Origin of the sequence: Paramesorhizobium endophyticum (assembly GCF_014640615.1) — a bacterium.
Lineage (GTDB): Bacteria > Pseudomonadota > Alphaproteobacteria > Rhizobiales > Rhizobiaceae > Paramesorhizobium > Paramesorhizobium endophyticum.
On the sequence record NZ_BMHH01000004.1, the window covers coordinates 166,143 to 186,211 of the forward strand.

Genomic DNA, 20,069 nt, shown 5'->3' on the forward strand with positions numbered 1-20,069 from the left:
GCATCATACTAGCCGGAAGACGGATTCGAAGCGGTCGAGCGCGTCGTCGATCACATCGTCCGTGTCGGCCATGCTGGTATAGATACGGCTACCCGCCAGCGTCAGGATGCCATGCGCCATATAGGCGGCGCCCATCTCTTCCATCAAATGCTTGCGGGCATTGGCCTCGCGCATCAGTTTCAGCGGGTTGCGCATGCTCATCAGGAGCACAGCCGAAGTCTGGAGGTGGACGATGGAGCCCATATTGTAAACCACATAGGGAAGGCCCAGCCGGTCGAGGATTTCTTTCAGCCCCCTGGTGAGCCGGTCGCCCGCCCGCCCGGCGATGACAGGCGCATTGGTGCGGGCCATCTCTTCGATTGCATAATAACCCGCGACGCAGGAGAGCGGGTTGGCCGAGAGCGTGCCACCGACAAAGGCGCGCTTTTTGGTGGTGCCGATGCCGCCCACGAGCGTCATCATGATTTCCTTGCGCCCGCCAATGCCTCCCGCCATCAGATAGCCGCCGGTCAGGCATTTGCCGAACACGGTGATATCAGGGTTGACGTTGAAATAGCCCTGCGCGCCGCCAAGCCCGACGCGGAAGCCGGTGACGACTTCGTCGAAGATTAGCAGCGCGCCGAACTCGTCGCAGAGCTTGCGGACTTCACGGTTATAGTCGGGCGTGACGGGCCGCGTGCCGCTTTCGGGGCCGAGCGGCTCGACGATGACGGCAGCGGTGCCGCCGCGAATGCGGTTCAGCATCAGCTTGCGCCGCAGCCCGCCAAGCTCGTTGGGGAAGATTTCCTGCGTATAGCCGGTGACGCCCTTCGGAATACCCGTGGCCTCGCGCCGGCCGGTGCCGGGCACGCGCATGCCATAGACCATCTGGTCGCTCCAGCCGTGATAATCGCCGCCGATTTTGATCACCCATTTCTTGCCCGTATAGGCGCGGGCGAGGCGGATCGCGCCCATGCAGGCCTCGGTGCCTGATCCCAGCATGCGAAACATCTCGATGCCAGGCATGTACCGGCGGATGATCTCGGCCAGTTTCAGCTCATATTCATGGGTGAGGCCGGTGACCGCGCCGCACTCATCGATGATTTCATGCACTTTCTGGCGCACGGGCAGATAGTTGGAGCCAAGAAGCGTCGGCCCGCCCGCCTGCAGGAAGTCGGTATAGCGATTCCCGTCCACATCCCACATATAAGGCCCATCAACCTTCGCGGCGGCAATCGGGAAGGGGTAGTTGAAGGCGAGATTGTGCTGCACCCCGCCGGGGATCACCTCCGCCGCCCGCGCCGCCCATGCCTGGGAGGTCGGGCACTTCTGGTCGAAATAGTCGAGCACTTCGGGCATGTTCGCCCTGGAAATGCCGCGCGGGGGCTGTTTCAGCAGCGCATTCAGCCGGTCCATGAGGTCTTTATTATCTGGCCATTGGCTGATGCCGTAAGCGGGTTCGGGGCTAAGTGCGGCCATGTTCATTTCAGGCTCCCTTGAATCTGTGCTTTCTCCAGCGTGTCGAGAACGAACGCCTGGAGCCGGGTGTCGAGATCGGTGCGGTGGCGGATGCGCTCGCGCAGATGATGAGCGGCGGCGGCTTCGATTTTGCGGATCATATCGGCGGCGGCGCTAAGATCGGTTCCGGCGCAGATGACGCCATGGCTCGCGAGAAGATAGGCGAAAACATCTGGCCGCAGTGCTTTTGTGAGGGCCTTGACCAGCATCCCCGTGCCGGAGGGGCGGTAGGGGATGAGTGCCACATGCCTGCCCAGCACCAATTGCCCCTCACCCTTACCCTCTCCCCGTAAGGACGGGGAGAGGGGGGCGTCGGCGCTGCCGCTCCTTTTTTCTCCCCCTGCACCAGGCAAAAAGAAAGAGGTGGCAACGCCTGTGTCCCCCTCTCCCCGCGTGCGGGGAGAGGGTAAGGGTGAGGGGCATTCCACGACCGGCCAGGGCAATGTCTCGTGCAGCAACGCCACGGCGCTGGCGATTGGCTGATGCGTATGAATGCTGGCGCGGCGGGAGGGATAAGCCGCCAGCATCCGCGCATGCAGGCCCTTCTCGATGGTGGGGGGCTTCTCGCCTTCCACGACCGCAAGCGTTTCGATCTCGAGGATCACCACATCTTCGGCGCGCATGGCGTAATAATCGGTGGCGGAGGGCGTCACGGCCATCAGCCTGTCATCAAGGCGAAGGCCGATATTGCCGCCGGTCCCGGCGAGATAACCGCTATCCGCGAGCGCGCGGCACATATCGGCAATCTCCTGCCGGTCGCGCATGAAGCTAGCCATGGGCAATCCCCTTCGCGCCGTTAAGACGTCTATAAAGCGGCGCGAGACGCCGGTGAAACTCGGTGAAAATGCCGAAGCGCTCGTCATAAAGCGCGCGCGTCGCAACATTCGGCTCATAAACCCTGTTGATGGCGACGAGACGTCCGGCATCCTCCAGCTGGATCAGCCCCAGCCCCGCAGCGCCGATAAAGGCTGCGCCGCGCGCATTCGCCTTCATCGGGTCGTGCGGCTGGCGGATGTGTACTCCGAGCACATCGGCGAAGATCTGGCACCAGGCATTCGACATCGCTCCGCCACCGATCATGGTAATCTCCTCCGGCTTGCGACCGAGAAATTTCGTCACCGGCTTCATCATCCACCGCGTGTTGAGCGCGACGCCCTCGAACACGGCCCGCACCACCGTTTCGCGATTGTGCTCGATGCTCATATTGACGAGGCCCGCCCGCAGCGTCGGATCGTCCACCGGGCAGCGCTCGCCGAACAGCCATGGCAGATACATCATGCCGTCCGCCCCGGCGGACGTACGCGCTGCGATCTCGTCGAGAATCCTGTAGGTGTCGGGCGTGGGCTCGGAATCGATCAGACCATCGTCGTGGAAAACGATGCGGTCCTTCAGGAAGGCGATGTTGCTTGCCCCGCTCGACTGCATCGCCATCATCAGATATTTCGACGGCACGGGGCAGGGCACAGACGTAATCTGGTCGAAAACATTGGTCTTCTTGAACGGCACATGCGCGGCGATCCAGGACGACGAGCCCATATAGAGATGCGCGTCATAGTCGGCGAGCGTCCCGGCGCCGATGGCCGCGGCGGAATTGTCGATGGCTCCGGCGACAACGGGTGTCTTCGGCGAAAGGCCCAAAAGCTCGGCGACTTCGGGCAGCAGTGTGCCCACCACATCCGTCGAGCGCACCAGTTCCGGAAATTTTTCCTCGTCGATGCCGCTCTGGCGGATGAGGCCCGCATCGTAGCGGATATTGTTCACATCGCGGTTGTCAGTCACCCAGGAAGTGAGGATCGAATCCTGCGTGGCGCAGAAACGGCCCGTGAGCCGCAAGTTGAGATAATCGAGAACGTTGAGGAACCTGTGGGTCCTCGCATAGATATCCGGAAAGGCATCGCGGATGAGCAGCATATGAGAGGCGGGGTCTTTGCCAGACAGAGCCGGTGCGCCGCCGCAGAGCCGCAGCCATTTCTGCAGCTTGATCGGGTTATAGCCCGCGACCTTAATAACCCCGCGCATTTCCTTCTTGAGATATTGCGCGCCGCGCATGTCCAGCCAGATCACAGCGTTCATCAGCGCTTTGCCGTCTCGGTCCACGGCAATTGTGCCTTCGCCCTGCGTGGAGGAACAGATGGCGACGATGTTCTCGCGTGGCACCGCATTCTTTCCCAGCACTTCCCGCGCAGCGTCGATCAAAGCATTCCACCATTGCGCCGGATTCTGCTCGGCACCGATGGTATCCACCACTAGCAAAGGGACCGGCCTGAACGCCCACGCGGCAACCTTGCCTGATATCGAGACCAGCCCGACCTTGCAACCGCTGGTGCCGAGATCGATCGCAAGGATATGTTGGTCGGCTATGGCCATTATCGTCGAACACGAACCCATCGGATGTTGTAGTCGACGATAGTGGAAGCCTGGACTTTCAAGGAGCGCCGAGCCGTCCTATTAGGGGTCTTATCCGGTCAAGATAGGTCAGCGCGCAGCGCCCCCGGCGTCGCCCCGGTCCATCGGCGGAACGCGCGGCGGAAATTGTGGGGGTCGGAGAAACCTACGGCGAAGGCGATCTGCTCCACGGGCATGTTCTGGTTTGCGAGGAGTTCGAGCGCGCGGTTCTTCCGCACTCCGTCGAGGATCGACTGAAACGAGACACCGCTCTCGGACAGCCTTCGGCGCAGGGTCCGCTCGCTCATGCCCAGCGCCCGCGCGACCTTGGAAATATGGTTGCGGCTGTCGAGCTTCTGCCGCAGTACCCGCTCGACCGAGGCGATGATTTCGGCGGCCTCGCGGTTGCGAGCGCGGTTATACGCCATGAACTCAAGAAGCTGGCGGTGAGTGAAAGAATCGGCGGTTACAAGGGGGCGGCAATACCAGGCAGGGCTGAAGACGAAGGCGTTTCCCAACTGGCCGAACCGCACCGGGCAGCCGAAGACCTGGTTGTAGACCTCCGCATGGGCGGGTGCGGGGTAGGCGAGATCGACGCGAAGCGGTCGGAACCCCTCGCCGACAAGGCCGGTAGCGATGCCCATGAAGCTGGCGAAGGCCTCTTCGACCAGAAACACATGAATTTCAGGATCATGAAACCGGCTGGCGGCGGTGACGGCGATGCCGTCCGCCTCCACGCGCGTGTCGAATTCTAGCATGCTGCCCGTATCTTTTTGCAGATCGAGGCCGAGCTTCACTGCCTCGCCGACCGTGGCTGCCGTCAGCATGGCATAGCCTACGAGCCCGACGGAAGTGATCTTCTCGCGCATGCCGGTTTCAAGCCCGAGCGCCTTCCCCTTGGCCATCGTCATGGCGCGGAGGATCGCCTCGCGGCCCTGCCGGAACGACACACGGCAGGCCGGGTCGGCCAGATCCTCCGTGCTGATGCCAAGCCCGGCGGTGAGCCGTGAGGCGTCGAGCCCCATATCCCCCAGCGTCGCGGCGATGCTGCGGATCAGGAATGCCGGAATATTGGCGGTGACGTAACGCGCGTCGATTGTTTTCATGTTCCTCCCCCTCGGACGATGTTCCCTCTCGTCCCGCGGCCCGAAGCGAGGCAGCCGCTTGTTTTATGCCATGAAAATACAAAGCCTCGCCCGTGGCAACCATCAAATATAAGCGCTGCCTCGCATGAATGGATTGGCCGGATTTGACACTATAGAGGTCCCCAATTGCCCTTGGCCCCGAAAAGCCTTCCTTCTAATCTTGGCGATTAAAAATTCGGGGAACGGCGATGTTTTTATGGATACTCGGCTTGAGCGCCGCTTATGCGGTCGCGCTCAACGGCACGATGGTCATGCCTGTCGTCGTGCTGTCGGTGAGCAAGCTCGGCGGCTACGATGAGGGCTTGGCGACGCTGGTAGCTAGCGCGGAACTGGCCGGTATCGCGCTTTACGGGCTGTTCCTGCCCAAACTGGCGCTGAAATCATGGAGGGCTGTTGCCTTGGCTGGCCTCGTCGCGGTGGCGGCGGGGGAGGCGGTCAGCTTCATGCTGCAAGCGCCCGCCGCGCTGGCCACCGCGCGCTTCGTGACCGGCCTTGGCGAAGGCGCGCTGTTCAGCCTCGTTGCGATGAGCCTTGCCTCACGCGCCAATGCCGAGCGGCTGTGGGGCCTGCTCTGCCTCATCGGCGGAACCACCATGGGCCTCTTGCTGTTCGTCGTGTCGCTGATGCCGCAGCGCGAGGCGAGCGCGCCGGTGTTCCTGACGATCGCCGCCTTTGCCGTGCTGATGGCGCCGCTTCTCTTCTTCATCAAGTGGCAGACGCCCTTGCTCGTGACGGCCAGTCACCATTCTCGGCTCGATGGCGGCAAGATGCTGTTGGCGATGATTGTCGTCTTCCTCGTCTATGCGGTGCAGGCGGCGCAATGGGCGGTGTGCGGCTATGTCGGCGAGCGGGTCGGGCTGACGAATGGCGAGGTCGGCTTCTACCTCGCTGTCTCGTCGCTGGCCGGGTTCGTCGGCGCGGCGGTACCTTCCTTGACGCGCGACAAGGCGAAAAGGCTGTCCGCCGTGCTCATGGGCTTCCTCATCATGGCGTTGTCGATCTGGTTCCTGTTCAACCGGATGACGCCGCTCGTCTTCGTCGTCTCGCAGGTGTTCGTGAATATCGGATTCTATGTCGTGACGCCCTTCGTCACCGGCGTACTGACCGAAAACGACCCGGACGGATCGCTGATGTCGCGCACGCTGGTTATCGCCATTGTCGGCGCGACGGTCGGCACTGCCATTGCCGGGCCGGTCTTCGCGGCGGAGGGCGGCGGCATTTTTGCCTGGGTGTGCCTGTTGCCGCTTGGCATTGCGGCAATCTGCGGCATGATGATCTTCGGTCATCTGCATCGCAGCCTTGGGATGGTAGAGGCGGCCAAAACAGCGGAGTGACCCCTTTGCCCGGCACGATTTTGGACACCCTCCTGCAGCGCCAGCGCGACGCTTTCGAGGCCGATTTCTACCCGTCTTTCGAGGCGCGGCGCGACCGGCTCGACCGCATCGGCAGATTGCTCAGGGAGAACCAGGCGGCGCTGTGCGAGACGGTGTCGCGGGATTTCGGCCACCGCTCGCATCACGAGACGATCCAACTGGAAATCGCGCCGCTGATGGGCGCGCTCCGGCATACGCGGGCGCATCTGCGCAAATGGATGAAACCCGAACGCCGGGGCCGGTCGCTCGAATTTCTGCCATTTTCGAACCGCGTGCAATATCAACCGCTTGGCGTCGTTGGCATCATGGTGCCGTGGAATTATCCGCTTTTGCTGGCGCTCGGGCCGCTGATCGACGTGCTTGCTGCTGGCAACCGTGCAATGATCAAGCCATCGGAACAGACGCCCGAGACATCCGCCCTGCTCGCGCAGCTTGTCGGCAAGTTCTTCAAGCCGGAGGAAGTAACGGTCACCGAGGGCGAGGTGGAGGTGGCACAAGCTTTCGCGGCCCTGCCTTTCGACCACCTGATTTTCACGGGCTCCACTGCGGTTGCCCGCAAGGTCATGGCGGCGGCTGCGCCGAACCTGACGCCGCTGACGCTGGAGCTGGGTGGCAAATCCCCTGCCATCATCGCGCCTGACTATGCGGTGGCGGAGGCCGCGCGGGATATCGCCTTCGGCAAGCTGATGAATGCGGGGCAGACCTGCATCGCGCCCGATTATGTGCTGATGGAGAGAAGCAGGCTCGACGCTTTCGCCGAAGCCTTCATCGCCCAGGCAGAAACCTTTTATCCGCTGAATGGTGTGCGGCGAGACTATTCGAGCCTTGTCGGCGAGCGGGCGCATGGCCGGCTTCTCAATGGCATCAAGGAATGCCGCGCGCGCGGCGTCAGGCTCCTGACCGCCGATATCGCGCTGCCGCCAAAGGGGTTCCACGTGCTGCCAACCCTTGTCATCGACCCGCCCGCCGATTGCCTGCTGATGGAGGAGGAAATCTTCGGTCCGGTGCTGCCCCTGATACCCTATGACGATTTCGACAGCGCGCTAAAATTTGTCCGCGCGCGGCCCCGTCCTCTGGCGCTCTATCTCTTCACCCGTGACAAGGGAACGGAGGAAATGACCCTCCACAACACGATCTCCGGCAATGTCACGGTAAACGGAACATTGCTCCATATCGCCCAGAACGATTTGCCCTTCGGCGGCGTCGGGCCCAGCGGCATGGGCGCTTATCACGGGCACGAAGGTTTCAAGCGCTTCTCCCATGCGCGCGGCATCGCCAAGGTGCGGCTCTTCAACCCCGCCCGCCTCGCCATGCCGCCCTATGGCCGCCTCGCGAAACTGCTGGCGCGGTTCATGATGCGGGGGTGAAACCCTCTCCCTCCCCCTTGCGGGGAGGGTGGCCCGAAGGGTCGAGTGGGGGTGGTGACGTTTGCGCGGCGGTCTTCGAAGCAAGCGCAAACGTCACCACCCCCATCCGTCTGCTCCGCAGACACCTTCCCCGCAAGGGGGAAGGAGGGCGTGTGCGCTTTCTTGGCCGCATATGACACCAATGTGTCCCCATTTTCCCTTGCCGGAATTGCGCCCCCACATATCGTCTCCTTCGAGAGATTGAGGAGTCTTTCAAGGGGGAGCTGCCGGCGGAAACATTCGCCAGAGCGGTGCCGCATATAAAAGGGGACAAAATGACCACGAACATTCGAGGCAAAGCGCCACTTGCGCTTGCTGGCGCGTTGGCGCTTGGCATCAATGCCGCTTCCGCCGGCGGGTTCAGCCGGGGCGAGGCCGACACAGATATTCTCTTCATGGAAGGCAATTACGGCGTCCGTTCCAGCGCGGTCTATGTCGCGCCCCGCCGCACCTATGCCACGCTCAATGGTCGCGATGCTTCGGACAGCGCCTATTCGGATTCGTTCTGGGTGCCGAGTGTCGCCCTCAAGGCGAAGCTTGGCACATTGCCGGTCACTTGCGCGCTCACCTATACGCAGCCCTTCGGCACCGATGCGACCTATGGCGAAGGGGCGCAGAATGCTGAGGCCGAAACGGCCATGGGACAGGGGCTGCCGCTCATCAACCCGACAACCAAGCTGAGCTTTTCCACCGACGAATATGGCGCGACCTGCGCCGTCCGCTTCGATGCCGGACGCGGGGGGCTGCATCTTATCGGCGGCGTGTTCTACGAGACCTTCGAATATGATGAGGACACCTGGTTCGGCTCCATCCATCTGGAGGACGATGGCGGGTTCGGCTACCGCATCGGCGCGGCCTATGACATTCCCGAATATGCCATGCGTTTCCAGGTGCTGTACCGCTCGCAGGTCAAGCATGACGCTGAAGGCACCTTCACGCCATCGGAGCTTGCGGGCCTCTATGGCATAACCGGCCAACTTCCTTCGGTCGGCGGGGGCATCCTGCCGCAATCGGTCAAGCTCTCCGCGCAGAGCGGTATTGCGCCCGGCTGGTTGGTCTATGGCTCCGTCACCTGGACGGACTGGAGCGTGCTGCCGCATTTCCAGTATGACGTGGAGAACCTCGCTTCCGCCACCAAGATCTTCAATTACAAGGACGGCTATACGATCCAGCTCGGCGTGGGCCATGAATTCACGAAGGAATTGTCGGGCACCGTCAACCTGACCTGGGACCAGGGTGTGGGGAGCGGGTCCGACATCACCACCGACACCTGGACCCTCGGGCTCGGCGGCGAGTACAAGACGGCAATGGGCACGCTCGGTCTTGGCGTTTCAGTTTCCTATCTGACCTCGGGATCGCAAAGCGAAACGAAAGGCGCGACCTTCAACGCCACCGCCGATAGCGATTGGGCGACAGGGGTTGGCGTGAGTTACTCCTATGCGTTCTGATCGCCAGCGCTTGGCGGTACACTTGTCTGGAGACAGCGCCCGGTAAGCGGCGCTGTTTCTGATTCAGGCGTCGGGTATACTCGCCACCGCACATCATGCTGCAGTTTCGCATTCCCTTCCGAAAGCAGCGCACTTGTCTGCCTTTCGTTTCCCCGTAAGATGAAGCGAAAACGAAACGCGGAAGGGAACTTATGCATCTTTCATCACGTCAGACGGAAATCGTCGCGCTCGCCAAGGCGGAGGGCCGGGTTTTGGTGGAGGAGCTTGCCGCCAAATTCGCGGTGACGCCGCAGACGATCCGCAAGGATATCAACGATCTGTGTGAGCTTCGCGTTCTGACGCGCATTCATGGCGGGGCGCTGTTTCCGCGCGGCAATGAGAATGTCGAGTACGAGCAGCGCCGGGCGATTGCCGCGCAAGAAAAGCAGGAGATCGGCCGGATGGCGGCGGATCTCATTCCGAACGGGTCATCGCTTTTCATCAATATCGGCACCACGACCGAGGCCGTCGGCGAGGCTTTGACCGAGCATCGCGATTTAATGGTCATTACGAATAATATCAATGTTGCCAACAGATTGCGTCTGTTTTCTGCCATAGAGGTTGTGATAGCGGGCGGCGTCGTGCGCCATAGCGATGGCGGGATCGTCGGCGAAGCGGCGGTAGATTTCATCCGTCAATTCAAGGTGGATTTCGCCGTCATCGGCGTCTCCGCCATCGATGAAGACGGCGCGCTGCTCGATTTCGACTATCGCGAGGTCAAGGTGGCGCAGGCGATCATCGCCAATGCACGGCATGTCATCCTGGTTTCCGATTCCGGCAAGTTCAAGCGAACCGCACCGGTGCGGATCGGCCATCTCCAGCAGATCAACACCTTCATTACCGACGGTTGCCCCTCCCAGCATATCCGCACGATCTGCGAGGCCAATGACGTGCGCCTTGTGGAAACCGCACCGAATATCTGAATTTCATGATTTTCGCAGATATCTTCGTTTGACATTCCTTTTATTTTCAATTGATATGAATTCAGTTTCGAATTGCGCGACCCGGGACGGTTGCGGGACGAGGGGAATATGTCGGGCGAGGGCGTTCACGACCTCTTTGTGATCGGCGGCGGCATCAATGGCTGCGGCATCGCGCGCGACGCGGCGGGGCGGGGCTATTCCGTCGCGCTGGCGGAGATGAGCGATCTCGGCTCCGGCACCTCATCGGCGGCCACCAAGCTCATCCATGGCGGCCTGCGCTATCTCGAGCATTACGAGTTCCGGCTGGTGCGCGAGGCGCTGATGGAACGCGAGGTGCTGTGGGCGATGGCCCCGCACATCATCTGGCCCTTGCGTTTCGTTCTCCCATTCCAGCATGACGGCGTGCGCCCGGCCTGGCTGATCCGGCTCGGCCTGTTTCTTTACGATCATCTCGGCGGACGAAAGCTGCTTCCGGCGACTTCGACGGTCAATCTACGGCGCGATCCGGCCGGGAAGCCGCTGAAGCCGCTGTTTTCCAAGGCGTTCGAATATTCCGACGGCTGGGTCGACGATGCCCGTCTCGTGGTGCTCAACGCCCGCGATGCAGCGGATCGCGGCGCGCTAATCATGCCGCGCACGCAGGTTGTTGCCGCACGGGAAGAAGCTGGGCTCTGGCGCATCGAAACGCGTGATGTGACGACGGGCGCTGTCGCCGTCTATCTTGCCCGCATGCTCGTCAACGCCGCCGGGCCTTGGGTGGATACCGTGCTGTCGGGCGCGCTGGGGCGGAACAATGTCCACAATGTCCGGCTGGTACAGGGCAGCCATATCGTCGTTCGCAAGAAGTTCAGCGATCCCAGGGCCTATTTCTTCCAGAACCCGGACGGGCGGATCATCTTCGCCATCCCCTACGAAAATAATTTCACGTTGATCGGCACGACGGACCGCGATTATCACGGCGACCCAGCCAAGGTGGCGATCACGCCGGAAGAAATCGCCTATCTGTGCGATGCGGCGAGCGAATATTTCATCGAGCCGGTTACATCAGACGACATCGTCTGGACCTATTCCGGCGTGCGCCCGCTCTATGACGACGGCGCGTCGAAAGCACAGGAAGCCACACGCGATTATATCCTGAAGCTCGAAACGAAACCGCCTCTTCTCAATGTGTTCGGCGGCAAGCTCACCACCTATCGCCGCCTTGCCGAACATGCGCTGGAGAAAATCGGCGAGGCCATCGGCACGAAGGGCGCGCCATGGACGGCGGGGGCGCATCTGCCGGGCGGGGATTTCGGCGTCACTGAGTTCACCCGGCAGGTGGACAAACTGATTGCCGCCTATCCGTTTCTCGTCCGGGACCATGCGACGCGGCTCACGCATTGCTATGGCACGCTGGCGCCGAGCCTTCTGGGAGAAGCGAAAGATATTGCGGGGCTCGGCCGCCATTTCGGTGGTATGCTCTATGAAGCCGAAATACGCTGGCTCCGAGAGCGCGAATGGGCGCGGACCGCGGAGGATATTCTGTGGCGCAGGACCAAGCAGGGCCTGTGCCTTACAAGCGCGGAGGCTGAGGCGCTGCAAACATATCTGGAAGAGGGCGGCGCATAAGGCTGCAGTAGAATAATTCCGAAGGTTGGGAGGAGGCCTCGGACACATGCTGGAATTACGGAACATATCGAAGAAGGTGGGGGGTGCTTATCACATTCACCCCACCAATCTGGTTTTGCCGCGCGGCAGCCTGAACATTCTGCTCGGGCCAACGCTGTCGGGCAAGACGTCGCTCATGCGGCTGATGGCGGGGCTGGACCGGCCAAGCGAGGGCGCGATCCTCTTCGACGGGCGTGATGTGACTTCGACGCCGGTGCAGAAGCGCAATGTCGCGATGGTGTACCAGCAATTCATCAACTACCCCACCTTGAGTGTTTATGAGAACATCGCCTCGCCCATGCGGGTCGCGGGCAGGCCTGCGGACGAGATCGACCGCGAGGTGCACAAGGCCGCGGATCTTCTGAAGCTGACGCCGTACCTCAACCGCACCCCGCAGGAGCTTTCCGGCGGTCAACAGCAGCGCACCGCTATTGCCCGCGCCATCCTCAAGCGGGCCGATCTGGTGCTGCTCGATGAGCCGCTCGCCAATCTCGATTACAAGCTGCGCGAGGAATTGCGCGAGGAACTGCCGCGTATCTTCGCCGAATCCGGGGCGATCTTCGTCTATGCCACGACCGAGCCTTCGGAAGCGCTGCTTTTAGGCGGCAACACCGCGACCCTCTGCGAAGGGCGCGTGACGCAGTATGGCCCGACCATAGATGTCTATCGCCGCCCGCTCGACCTTGTCACGGCCCGCACGTTCGCCGACCCGCCGCTCAATACGGCGCGCATGGTGAAGGCGGGCGATACATTCCTGCGCGTCGACCGCGCCGTTATCGCGGTGCCCGAGCAATTGTCAGCGATCAGCGACGGGCCGCTCACCATCGCGTTCCAACCTCATCATCTGCGGCTGGAGGCGACGGAAAACGCGTCCGTACCGCTCAAGGCACGCACCCTCATCTCGGAAATCGCGGGATCGGAAAGCTTCATCCATCTCGATTACGAGGGCGAGCGCTGGGTGATGCTGACGCACGGCGTGCGGGACATCGAGCCGGACCGGGAAATTGAAGTCTATCTCGATACCCGGCATCTGATGGCATTCGATGAAACCGGTCGCGCCGCCGGCGGACAGGCATAGGAGGAGGGGAGAGGATGGCTCGCATCACGCTGGATCATATCCGTCACGCCTATAGCGCCGCGGCCCAGGCCAAGGGCGACTATGCGCTGAAGCTGGTCGACCATGAATGGGAGGATGGCAGCGCCTATGCATTGCTCGGACCCTCCGGCTGCGGCAAGACGACTTTGCTCAACATCATTTCCGGCCTGTTGCAGCCGACCGAGGGACGCATCCTCTTCGACGGGCGCGACGTGACCGGGCTTTCGACCGAGGAGCGCAACATCGCGCAGGTGTTCCAGTTCCCCGTCGTCTACGACACGATGACCGTCTTCGATAATCTCGCCTTCCCCTTGCGCAACCGCCGCATGCCGGAGCCGGAAGTGGTGCAGCGCGTAAACGAGATTCTGCGCATGACGGACCTCTCGGTTATCGCCGGGCGGCGGGCGCTGGGGCTGACCGCCGACCAGAAGCAGAAGATTTCGCTCGGGCGCGGGCTGGTCCGCGCCAATGTCAACGCGATTCTCTTCGACGAGCCGCTGACGGTGATCGACCCGCATATGAAATGGGTGCTGCGCTCGCAGTTAAAGCGGCTCCACCGCCAGTCGGGCTTCACTATGGTCTATGTCACCCACGACCAGACCGAAGCGCTCACCTTCGCCGACAAGGTGGTGGTGATGCATAATGGCGAGATCGTGCAGATCGGCACCCCAGTGGAGTTATTCGAGCGGCCGAGCCACACTTTCGTCGGCTATTTCATCGGCTCGCCGGGCATGAACCTGATGCCCGCGCGGATCGAGGGCAGCACTGCGCAGGTAGGAAGCCAGTCCATCCCGCTGCCCGGCGCGCCGCGCATCGGCAGTGCCAAGCGCATCGAGCTCGGCATCCGGCCCGAATTCGTCAGGCTCGGACGCGAGGGACTTCCGGTACGCATCGACAAGGTCGAGGATATCGGGCGCTACCGCATAGTGCGCGCCGGTTTTGAGGGGCAAAAGCTCGCCGTCGTCGTGGAGGAGGACGGGGAAATCCCCGCCGAGCCGCGGGTGCTTTTCGATCCCAAGGCTATTGGCATTTTTGCCGATTCCTGGCGCGTGGGAATGGAGGGATAGGCCATGGAAAAAAGCTGGAACAACAAGGCGTGGTTCCTGGTGCTGCCGATGCTGCTGCTGGTGGCGTTTTCCGCAATCATCCCGCTGATGACGGTGGTCAATTATTCGGTTCAGGACACTTTCGGAAACAACCAGTTCTTCTGGGCCGGGACCGACTGGTTCGAGCAGATCCTTCGTTCGTCGCGCTTCTGGGATGCGCTCGCACGCAACCTCGTCTTCTCTTTCATTATCCTCGCCATCGAAGTGCCGCTCGGCATCTTCATCGCGCTCAATATGCCGAAGAAGGGCTTCTGGGTGCCTGTCTGCCTCGTCGCCATGGCGCTTCCGCTGCTCATCCCGTGGAATGTGGTGGGCACGATCTGGCAGGTATTCGGGCGCAGCGACATCGGCCTTCTCGGCTATTACGCCAACCGGCTCGGCCTGGATTACAACTATGTCAACGACCCGTTCGATGCGTGGGTGACCATCATTCTCATGGATGTGTGGCACTGGACGAGCCTTGTGGTGCTGCTCTGCTATGCCAGCCTCGTCTCGATCCCCGACGCCTATTATCAGGCGGCCCGCATCGACGGCGCGTCGCGGCTGTCCGTCTTCCGCTACATCCAACTGCCCAAGATGAAGCGCGTGCTGATGATCGCCGTGCTGCTGCGCTTCATGGACAGCTTCATGATCTACACCGAGCCTTTCGTGGTGACGGGGGGAGGGCCGGGCAATTCGACCACTTTCCTCTCCATCGATCTGGTGAAGATGGCGCTCGGGCAGTTCGACCTCGGTCCTGCCGCTGCGATGTCGCTGATCTATTTTCTCATCATCCTGCTGCTCTCATGGGTGTTCTACACCGTCATGACCAGCCACGATCAGGAGGCGTGATATGAGCGCCGTCGTTAATGATACTGTCTTCACGCGGGAAACGCCCCGCCAGCGGGTGAAGAGCCAGCGTACAGGGCGGTTCGGCTGGCTGGTGCCGGCGGTCTATATCGTGCTGCTGCTCATCCCGATCTATTGGCTCATCAATATGAGCTTCAAGACGAACCAGGAAATCGTTTCGTCGATGACGCTCTATCCGCATGAGCCTACCTTGCGGAATTTCCAGGCCATCTTCACGGATTCGTCCTGGTATTCAGGCTATATCAACTCGATTATCTATGTCGTGCTCAACATGGTGATCTCGGTCGCTGTGGCGCTGCCCGCCGCCTACGCCTTCTCGCGCTACCGGTTCCTGGGCGACAAGCATCTGTTCTTCTGGCTGCTCACCAACCGCATGGCCCCGCCGGCGGTGTTCGCCCTGCCGTTCTTCCAGCTCTATTCGGCCTTCGGGCTGATCGACACCCATATCGCCGTCGCGCTGGCGCATTGCCTGTTCAACGTGCCGCTGGCCGTCTGGATATTGGAAGGCTTCATGTCCGGCGTGCCGAAGGAAATCGACGAGACCGCCTATATCGACGGCTATTCTTTCCCGAAATTCTTCGCCAAGATATTCACGCCGCTCATTGCCTCCGGCATCGGTGTCGCCGCCTTCTTCTGCTTCATGTTCTCATGGGTGGAACTGCTGATCGCGCGGACGCTGACGACGACCGACGCAAAGCCCATCGCCGCCACCATGACGCGCACCGTCTCCGCCGCCGGCATGGATTGGGGCCTGCTTGCCGCCGCGGGCGTGCTGACGCTGATACCGGGCGCGCTGGTGATCTGGTTCGTCCGCAATTACATCGCCAAGGGCTTCGCGCTGGGGAGGGTATGATCATGGCACATCTGCCCGATTTTTCATGGATGGCGTGGACCTGGGCGACCGTGGCCTTCTTCGGGGCCATTGCGCTGCTGCTCGCCGGAATGTGCGTGTGGGAATATCTCTCGCCCGGCGGGTCCCCGCGCAACGGCATCCTGCGCTTCGAGACGACGCGCGGCGACCGGCTGTTCATCTCTTTGCTCGGCAGCGCCTTCATCAATATCGCATGGCTCGGGCTGGTCGGACCGAACCTTTGGTGGGCGCTCGCGCTCTCGGTGATCTACGCCATCGGCGTGTTTCGTTACGTGTGAATTCGGGGCGCGTTGCGTCCCAAAGGAAATGGGCTCGGCGATCGCGCCCAGAATTTTGAATGTCAATGCAATCGCAAGCTTGGGGAGGAATACCATGCGACGGCATCTTATGACCACGACAGCACTGATCGTGCTGGCAATGACCGGCTCGGCCTTAGCCGGAATGGACGAGGCGAAGCAGTTCCTGGACAAGGAGATTGGTGATCTTTCATCCTTGACCCGCGCGGACCAGGAAAAGGAAATGCAATGGTTCATCGACGCGGCGAAACCGTTCGCCGGCGCGGAGATCAAGGTCGTCTCCGAAACGATGACGACGCATGAATATGAATCGAAGGTGCTGGCCCCGGCTTTCACCGCGATTACCGGCATCAAGGTGACCCACGACCTGATCGGCGAGGGTGATGTTGTCGAAAAGCTGCAGACGCAGATGCAGTCCGGCGAGAACATTTATGACGCTTATATCAACGACAGCGACCTGATAGGCACCCATTGGCGCTATCAGCAGGCACGCAACCTCACCGACTGGATGGCGAACGAGGGCAAGGACGTCACCAATCCGATGCTCGATGTGGATGATTTCATCGGCAAATCGTTTACGACGGCACCGGACGGAAAGCTCTATCAGCTGCCGGACCAGCAATTCGCCAATGTCTACTGGTTCCGCTACGATTGGTTCAATGACGAAAAGAACAAGGCGGATTTCAAGGCGAAATATGGCTACGATCTCGGCGTGCCGGTCAACTGGTCGGCCTATGAGGACATCGCTGCGTTCTTCACCGGCCGCGAGATCGACGGTAAGAAGGTCTATGGCCACATGGACTACGGCAAAAAGGACCCGTCGCTTGGCTGGCGCTTCACCGACGCATGGCTTTCTATGGCCGGCAATGGCGACAAGGGCATCCCGAACGGCAAGCCGGTCGACGAATGGGGTATCAAGGTCGATGCGAATTCGCGTCCTGTCGGCTCCTGCGTGGCGCGCGGCGGCGATACCAACGGCCCGGCTTCCGTCTATGCAATCGAAAAATATCTGGAATGGATGAAGGCCTATGCGCCGCCGGAAGCCCAGGGCATGACCTTTTCCGAATCAGGTCCGGTACCGGGCCAGGGCAACGTAGCCCAGCAGATGTTCACCTATACTGGCTTTACCGCCGACTTCGTGAAGCCGGGCCTGCCGGTGGTGAATGAAGACGGCACGCCGAAATGGCGCTTCGCTCCGAGCCCGCATGGCGTCTACTGGAAAGATGGCATGAAGCTCGGCTATCAGGACGTCGGCTCGTGGACGCTGATGAAATCGACTCCCGAGGACCGTGCCAAGGCCGCATGGCTCTATGCACAGTTCGTGACGTCGAAGACGGTGGATGTGAAAAAGAGCCATTTCGGCCTGACCTTCATCCGTCAGTCTACGCTCGATCACAAATCCTTCACCGACCGCGCCCCGAAGCTCGGCGGCCTCATCGAGTTTTACCGCTCCCCGGCCCGCGTGCAATGGTCGCCGACCGGAACGAACGTTCCTGACTATCCGAAGCTCGCCCAGTTGTGGTGGCAAGCGATTGGCGACGCGGCTTCCGGCGCCAAGACTGCGCAGGAGGCGATGGATTCGCTCTGCGCCGAGCAGGAGAAGGTGCTCGCACGCCTCGAACGTGCCGGCGTCCAGGGCGATTTCGGGCCGAAGCTCGCCGAAGAGCACGATCTGGAATATTGGAACAAGGATGCGGTCTCCAAGGGAAACCTTGCACCGCAGCTGAAAATCGAGAACGAAAAGGAAAAGCCGATCACCGTCAATTATGACGAACTGGTCAAGAGCTGGCAGAAGTAATCACTACCATTTACCGGGGCGGCCTGGCCGTCCCGGTTATCTATAAAGGATTGCAGTGAGAATGAGCGGTTATATCCTGGCGATCGATCAAGGCACCACTTCGACGCGGTCGATGGTGTTCGACGGCAATATGAATGTTGTCGGGAAAGGGCAGCAGGAGTTCACCCAGCATTTTCCCGCTTCGGGATGGGTCGAGCACGACGCTAGCGAGATTTGGGAAAGCGCCCGCTCGACCATCCGCACGGCGCTTGCTGAAGCCGGGATCGAAGCTGCCGATATTGCCGCGATCGGCATCACCAACCAGCGGGAGACCGCCGTGGTCTGGGACCGTGCCAGCGGAGAGGCGCTGCACCGCGCCATTGTCTGGCAGGACCGTCGGACAGCGCAGCTTTGCGAGGAGTTGAAGCGCCGGGATCTCGAACCGCTTTTCACGCAGAAGACCGGCCTGCTTCTCGATCCATATTTTTCCGGCACGAAACTGGCATGGCTGCTGGACAATGTACCTTCCCTGCGCGAGCGCGCCGAGAAAGGCGAGGTCTGTTTCGGCACGATCGACAGCTGGCTGATCTACAAGCTTACTGGCGGCAAGGCGCATGTAACCGACGCCACGAATGCCTCCCGCACATTGATCTATAATATCGGCGAGAACCGTTGGGATGCGGAACTGCTGGATATCTTCAAGATTCCCGCCGCAATGCTCCCCGAGGTGAAGGACTGCGCCGCGGATTTCGGCGTCACCGACCCCGCCTTGTTCGGCGCGACCATTCCTATCCTTGGCGTCGCGGGCGACCAGCAAGCGGCGGTCATCGGCAATGCCTGCTTCGAGCCGGGCATGATGAAGTCCACTTACGGCACCGGTTGTTTCGCGCTCCTGAACACGGGCACGGACCGCGTAGCGTCTTCAAACCGGCTCATCACCACCATCGCCTATCGCCTGGACGGCGTGACGACCTACGCCCTCGAAGGCTCGATTTTCATCGCCGGGGCTGCGGTGCAATGGCTGCGGGACGAGATGGGCTTTATCTCCGCCGCCTCCGAAGTCAGCGCGCTTGCGCAGAAGGCCGACCCCAATCAGCGTGTTTATCTCGTTCCAGCCTTTACCGGCCTGGGTGCGCCGCATTGGGACGCCGAGGCGCGCGGCGCTATTTTCGGCCTGACCCGGCGGACCGGCCAGGCCGAGTTCGCCCGCGCGGTGCTTGAGAGCGTGGCTTTTCAAACGCTCGATCTTCTGGAAGCCATGCGCGGCGACTGGAAAGGCGCGAACGGCAGCACCGTGCTGCGCGTCGATGGCGGCATGGTCGCGTCTGACTGGACGATGCAGCGCCTCGCCGACATTCTGAACGCGCCGGTCGACCGCCCGACCTTTCTGGAAACAACCGTGCTCGGCGCAGCATGGCTGGCCGCCTCCCGCGCCGGCCTGTGGCCCGACCGCAAAGGCTTCGCCGAACGGTGGCAGCGCGATTGCCGCTTCGAGCCCTCGATGCAAGAGGAAGAGCGGCAGGGGACGATCCTGGGCTGGCGGGACAGCGTTTCGCGCTGCCTCACGCATCGTCCCGGGTGAGACAGGCGATTAAGTCCGCTTCTGACGGGTCAGCATGTCGAGAATCGTGTCGCGGAGTTCCCGTTTGGCTTCTTCCGCGCTCATTTCATTTGCCGCAGCAGCCGATGCCAGCGCTTCCGCTGCGCCCAGCATTGCCCGCAAGCCGGGAAGGCTGACATGGCCGGAAGGGGAAGCGGGCTCGAGTGCAGCACGGCATTTGGCAAGGAATGCACTCTCGCCTTCGCGCTTGACACGCTCCAGTTCCGGTGACCCGGACAGGGCGGCGATGATGCCCGGTATCTCGCGCCCCTGCGCAAGCACGCAGTCCACATAGGCATTGGCTAGGACTTGTGCCCGCACCGGGGCGGTCTGCGCACTTCCGGCAATCGCCGCATCGATCAGCGCATTCTGCCGCGCGTCGAACTCCCTGTAGAGCGCCGCAAGCAGGCCGTTTCGATCCTGGAAATGGTCATACACCACCGGCTTCGTCACCCCCGCCTTCACGGCGAGGTGGCCGAGCGTCAGCGCCTCCGTGCCTTCCTGCTGTACGACGGTCCAAGCCACCGTGATCAATTGGCGGTAGCGCTCGTCGCGCGTGAGCCGCTGGCGGGGACTCGTTTCGTCCTGTTTTGTGCTTGACATCGTTATAT

17 protein-coding genes are annotated in these 20,069 nt (G+C 61.6%); 12 read left to right on the forward strand and 5 right to left on the reverse strand.

The features are described 5' to 3' along the window. Positions 1-3 precede the first annotated feature (3 nt). The 4 genes from IEX53_RS06800 to IEX53_RS06815 all read right to left on the reverse strand — a co-directional run bounded on the left by IEX53_RS06800 (position 4) and on the right by IEX53_RS06815 (position 4,988). Positions 4-1,464, reverse strand: a complete 1,461-nt coding sequence (locus IEX53_RS06800; RefSeq protein WP_188822734.1) for an aspartate aminotransferase family protein — start codon at positions 1,462-1,464, stop codon at positions 4-6. Continuing rightward, positions 1,461-2,273: a class II aldolase/adducin family protein gene (locus IEX53_RS06805; protein WP_188822736.1), complete on the reverse strand. Its 813-nt coding sequence runs from the start codon at positions 2,271-2,273 to the stop codon at positions 1,461-1,463. Before IEX53_RS06805 ends, IEX53_RS06800 begins: the two co-directional genes overlap by 4 nt. Next, positions 2,266-3,864, reverse strand: a complete 1,599-nt coding sequence (locus IEX53_RS06810; RefSeq protein WP_188822738.1) for a xylulokinase — start codon at positions 3,862-3,864, stop codon at positions 2,266-2,268. The genes IEX53_RS06805 and IEX53_RS06810 overlap by 8 nt, the downstream gene beginning before the upstream one ends. Before the next feature lie 98 nt (positions 3,865-3,962). Next, positions 3,963-4,988, reverse strand: a complete 1,026-nt coding sequence (locus IEX53_RS06815; RefSeq protein WP_188822740.1) for an AraC family transcriptional regulator — start codon at positions 4,986-4,988, stop codon at positions 3,963-3,965. A gap of 227 nt (positions 4,989-5,215) precedes the next feature. On the opposite strand from IEX53_RS06815, the gene IEX53_RS06820 reads away from it, so the two are divergent. From IEX53_RS06820 to glpK, 12 genes are all read left to right on the forward strand, one after another. Further along, the gene (locus IEX53_RS06820) at positions 5,216-6,361 is read left to right on the forward strand and encodes an MFS transporter (RefSeq protein ID WP_188822741.1); all 1,146 of its coding nucleotides are present in this window, start codon (positions 5,216-5,218) and stop codon (positions 6,359-6,361) included. 5 nt (positions 6,362-6,366) lie between these two features. Then, the gene (locus IEX53_RS06825) at positions 6,367-7,767 is read left to right on the forward strand and encodes a coniferyl aldehyde dehydrogenase (RefSeq protein WP_236016067.1); all 1,401 of its coding nucleotides are present in this window, start codon (positions 6,367-6,369) and stop codon (positions 7,765-7,767) included. A 314-nt stretch (positions 7,768-8,081) separates the two neighbouring features. Continuing rightward, a complete protein-coding gene (locus tag IEX53_RS06830) occupies positions 8,082-9,254 on the forward strand; it encodes an OmpP1/FadL family transporter (protein ID WP_188822745.1) in 1,173 nt (390 codons plus the stop codon). A gap of 191 nt (positions 9,255-9,445) precedes the next feature. Continuing rightward, positions 9,446-10,216, forward strand: coding sequence for a DeoR/GlpR family DNA-binding transcription regulator (locus IEX53_RS06835; RefSeq protein WP_188822747.1), 771 nt, complete (start codon positions 9,446-9,448; stop codon positions 10,214-10,216). A gap of 108 nt (positions 10,217-10,324) precedes the next feature. Next, positions 10,325-11,824, forward strand: coding sequence for a glycerol-3-phosphate dehydrogenase (gene glpD, locus IEX53_RS06840; RefSeq protein ID WP_188822749.1), 1,500 nt, complete (start codon positions 10,325-10,327; stop codon positions 11,822-11,824). 46 nt (positions 11,825-11,870) lie between these two features. After that, complete coding sequence (locus tag IEX53_RS06845) at positions 11,871-12,941, forward strand: ABC transporter ATP-binding protein (protein WP_188822751.1); 1,071 nt, start codon at positions 11,871-11,873, stop codon at positions 12,939-12,941. Between the two features lie 14 nt (positions 12,942-12,955). Then, positions 12,956-14,026 carry an ABC transporter ATP-binding protein gene (locus IEX53_RS06850; RefSeq protein WP_188822752.1) on the forward strand — a complete coding sequence of 357 codons (1,071 nt, stop codon included), beginning with the start codon at positions 12,956-12,958 and terminating at the stop codon, positions 14,024-14,026. 3 nt (positions 14,027-14,029) lie between these two features. After that, positions 14,030-14,896: a carbohydrate ABC transporter permease gene (locus IEX53_RS06855; RefSeq protein ID WP_188822754.1), complete on the forward strand. Its 867-nt coding sequence runs from the start codon at positions 14,030-14,032 to the stop codon at positions 14,894-14,896. Position 14,897: 1 nt separating this feature from the next. Further along, positions 14,898-15,767, forward strand: a complete 870-nt coding sequence (locus IEX53_RS06860; protein ID WP_236016068.1) for a carbohydrate ABC transporter permease — start codon at positions 14,898-14,900, stop codon at positions 15,765-15,767. Between the two features lie 2 nt (positions 15,768-15,769). Next, positions 15,770-16,063 carry a DUF2160 domain-containing protein gene (locus IEX53_RS06865; protein ID WP_188822758.1) on the forward strand — a complete coding sequence of 98 codons (294 nt, stop codon included), beginning with the start codon at positions 15,770-15,772 and terminating at the stop codon, positions 16,061-16,063. A 94-nt stretch (positions 16,064-16,157) separates the two neighbouring features. Then, positions 16,158-17,879 (forward strand): ABC transporter substrate-binding protein, encoded by a 1,722-nt coding sequence (locus IEX53_RS06870; RefSeq protein WP_188822760.1) that lies wholly within the window; start codon positions 16,158-16,160, stop codon positions 17,877-17,879. Positions 17,880-17,940: 61 nt separating this feature from the next. Continuing rightward, a complete protein-coding gene (glpK, locus tag IEX53_RS06875) occupies positions 17,941-19,440 on the forward strand; it encodes a glycerol kinase GlpK (RefSeq protein WP_188822762.1) in 1,500 nt (499 codons plus the stop codon). A 9-nt stretch (positions 19,441-19,449) separates the two neighbouring features. Here glpK and IEX53_RS06880 read toward each other — a convergent pair whose 3' ends face one another. Further along, positions 19,450-20,061 (reverse strand): TetR/AcrR family transcriptional regulator, encoded by a 612-nt coding sequence (locus IEX53_RS06880; protein WP_188822764.1) that lies wholly within the window; start codon positions 20,059-20,061, stop codon positions 19,450-19,452. Positions 20,062-20,069: the final 8 nt, after the last annotated feature.

Excerpts from the sequence above, each read along its gene's own strand:
- IEX53_RS06800 (WP_188822734.1), bottom strand. The coding sequence starts at position 1,464 with ATGAACATGGCCGCACTTAGCCCCGAACCCGCTTACGGCATCAGCCAA.
- IEX53_RS06805 (WP_188822736.1), bottom strand. The coding sequence starts at position 2,273 with ATGGCTAGCTTCATGCGCGACCGGCAGGAGATTGCCGATATGTGCCGC.
- IEX53_RS06810 (WP_188822738.1), bottom strand. The coding sequence starts at position 3,864 with ATGGCCATAGCCGACCAACATATCCTTGCGATCGATCTCGGCACCAGC.
- IEX53_RS06815 (WP_188822740.1), bottom strand. The coding sequence starts at position 4,988 with ATGAAAACAATCGACGCGCGTTACGTCACCGCCAATATTCCGGCATTC.
- IEX53_RS06820 (WP_188822741.1), top strand. The coding sequence starts at position 5,216 with ATGTTTTTATGGATACTCGGCTTGAGCGCCGCTTATGCGGTCGCGCTC.
- IEX53_RS06830 (WP_188822745.1), top strand. The coding sequence starts at position 8,082 with ATGACCACGAACATTCGAGGCAAAGCGCCACTTGCGCTTGCTGGCGCG.
- IEX53_RS06835 (WP_188822747.1), top strand. The coding sequence starts at position 9,446 with ATGCATCTTTCATCACGTCAGACGGAAATCGTCGCGCTCGCCAAGGCG.
- glpD (WP_188822749.1), top strand. The coding sequence starts at position 10,325 with ATGTCGGGCGAGGGCGTTCACGACCTCTTTGTGATCGGCGGCGGCATC.
- IEX53_RS06845 (WP_188822751.1), top strand. The coding sequence starts at position 11,871 with ATGCTGGAATTACGGAACATATCGAAGAAGGTGGGGGGTGCTTATCAC.
- IEX53_RS06850 (WP_188822752.1), top strand. The coding sequence starts at position 12,956 with ATGGCTCGCATCACGCTGGATCATATCCGTCACGCCTATAGCGCCGCG.
- IEX53_RS06855 (WP_188822754.1), top strand. The coding sequence starts at position 14,030 with ATGGAAAAAAGCTGGAACAACAAGGCGTGGTTCCTGGTGCTGCCGATG.
- IEX53_RS06860 (WP_236016068.1), top strand. The coding sequence starts at position 14,898 with ATGAGCGCCGTCGTTAATGATACTGTCTTCACGCGGGAAACGCCCCGC.
- IEX53_RS06865 (WP_188822758.1), top strand. The coding sequence starts at position 15,770 with ATGGCACATCTGCCCGATTTTTCATGGATGGCGTGGACCTGGGCGACC.
- IEX53_RS06870 (WP_188822760.1), top strand. The coding sequence starts at position 16,158 with ATGCGACGGCATCTTATGACCACGACAGCACTGATCGTGCTGGCAATG.
- glpK (WP_188822762.1), top strand. The coding sequence starts at position 17,941 with ATGAGCGGTTATATCCTGGCGATCGATCAAGGCACCACTTCGACGCGG.
- IEX53_RS06880 (WP_188822764.1), bottom strand. The coding sequence starts at position 20,061 with ATGTCAAGCACAAAACAGGACGAAACGAGTCCCCGCCAGCGGCTCACG.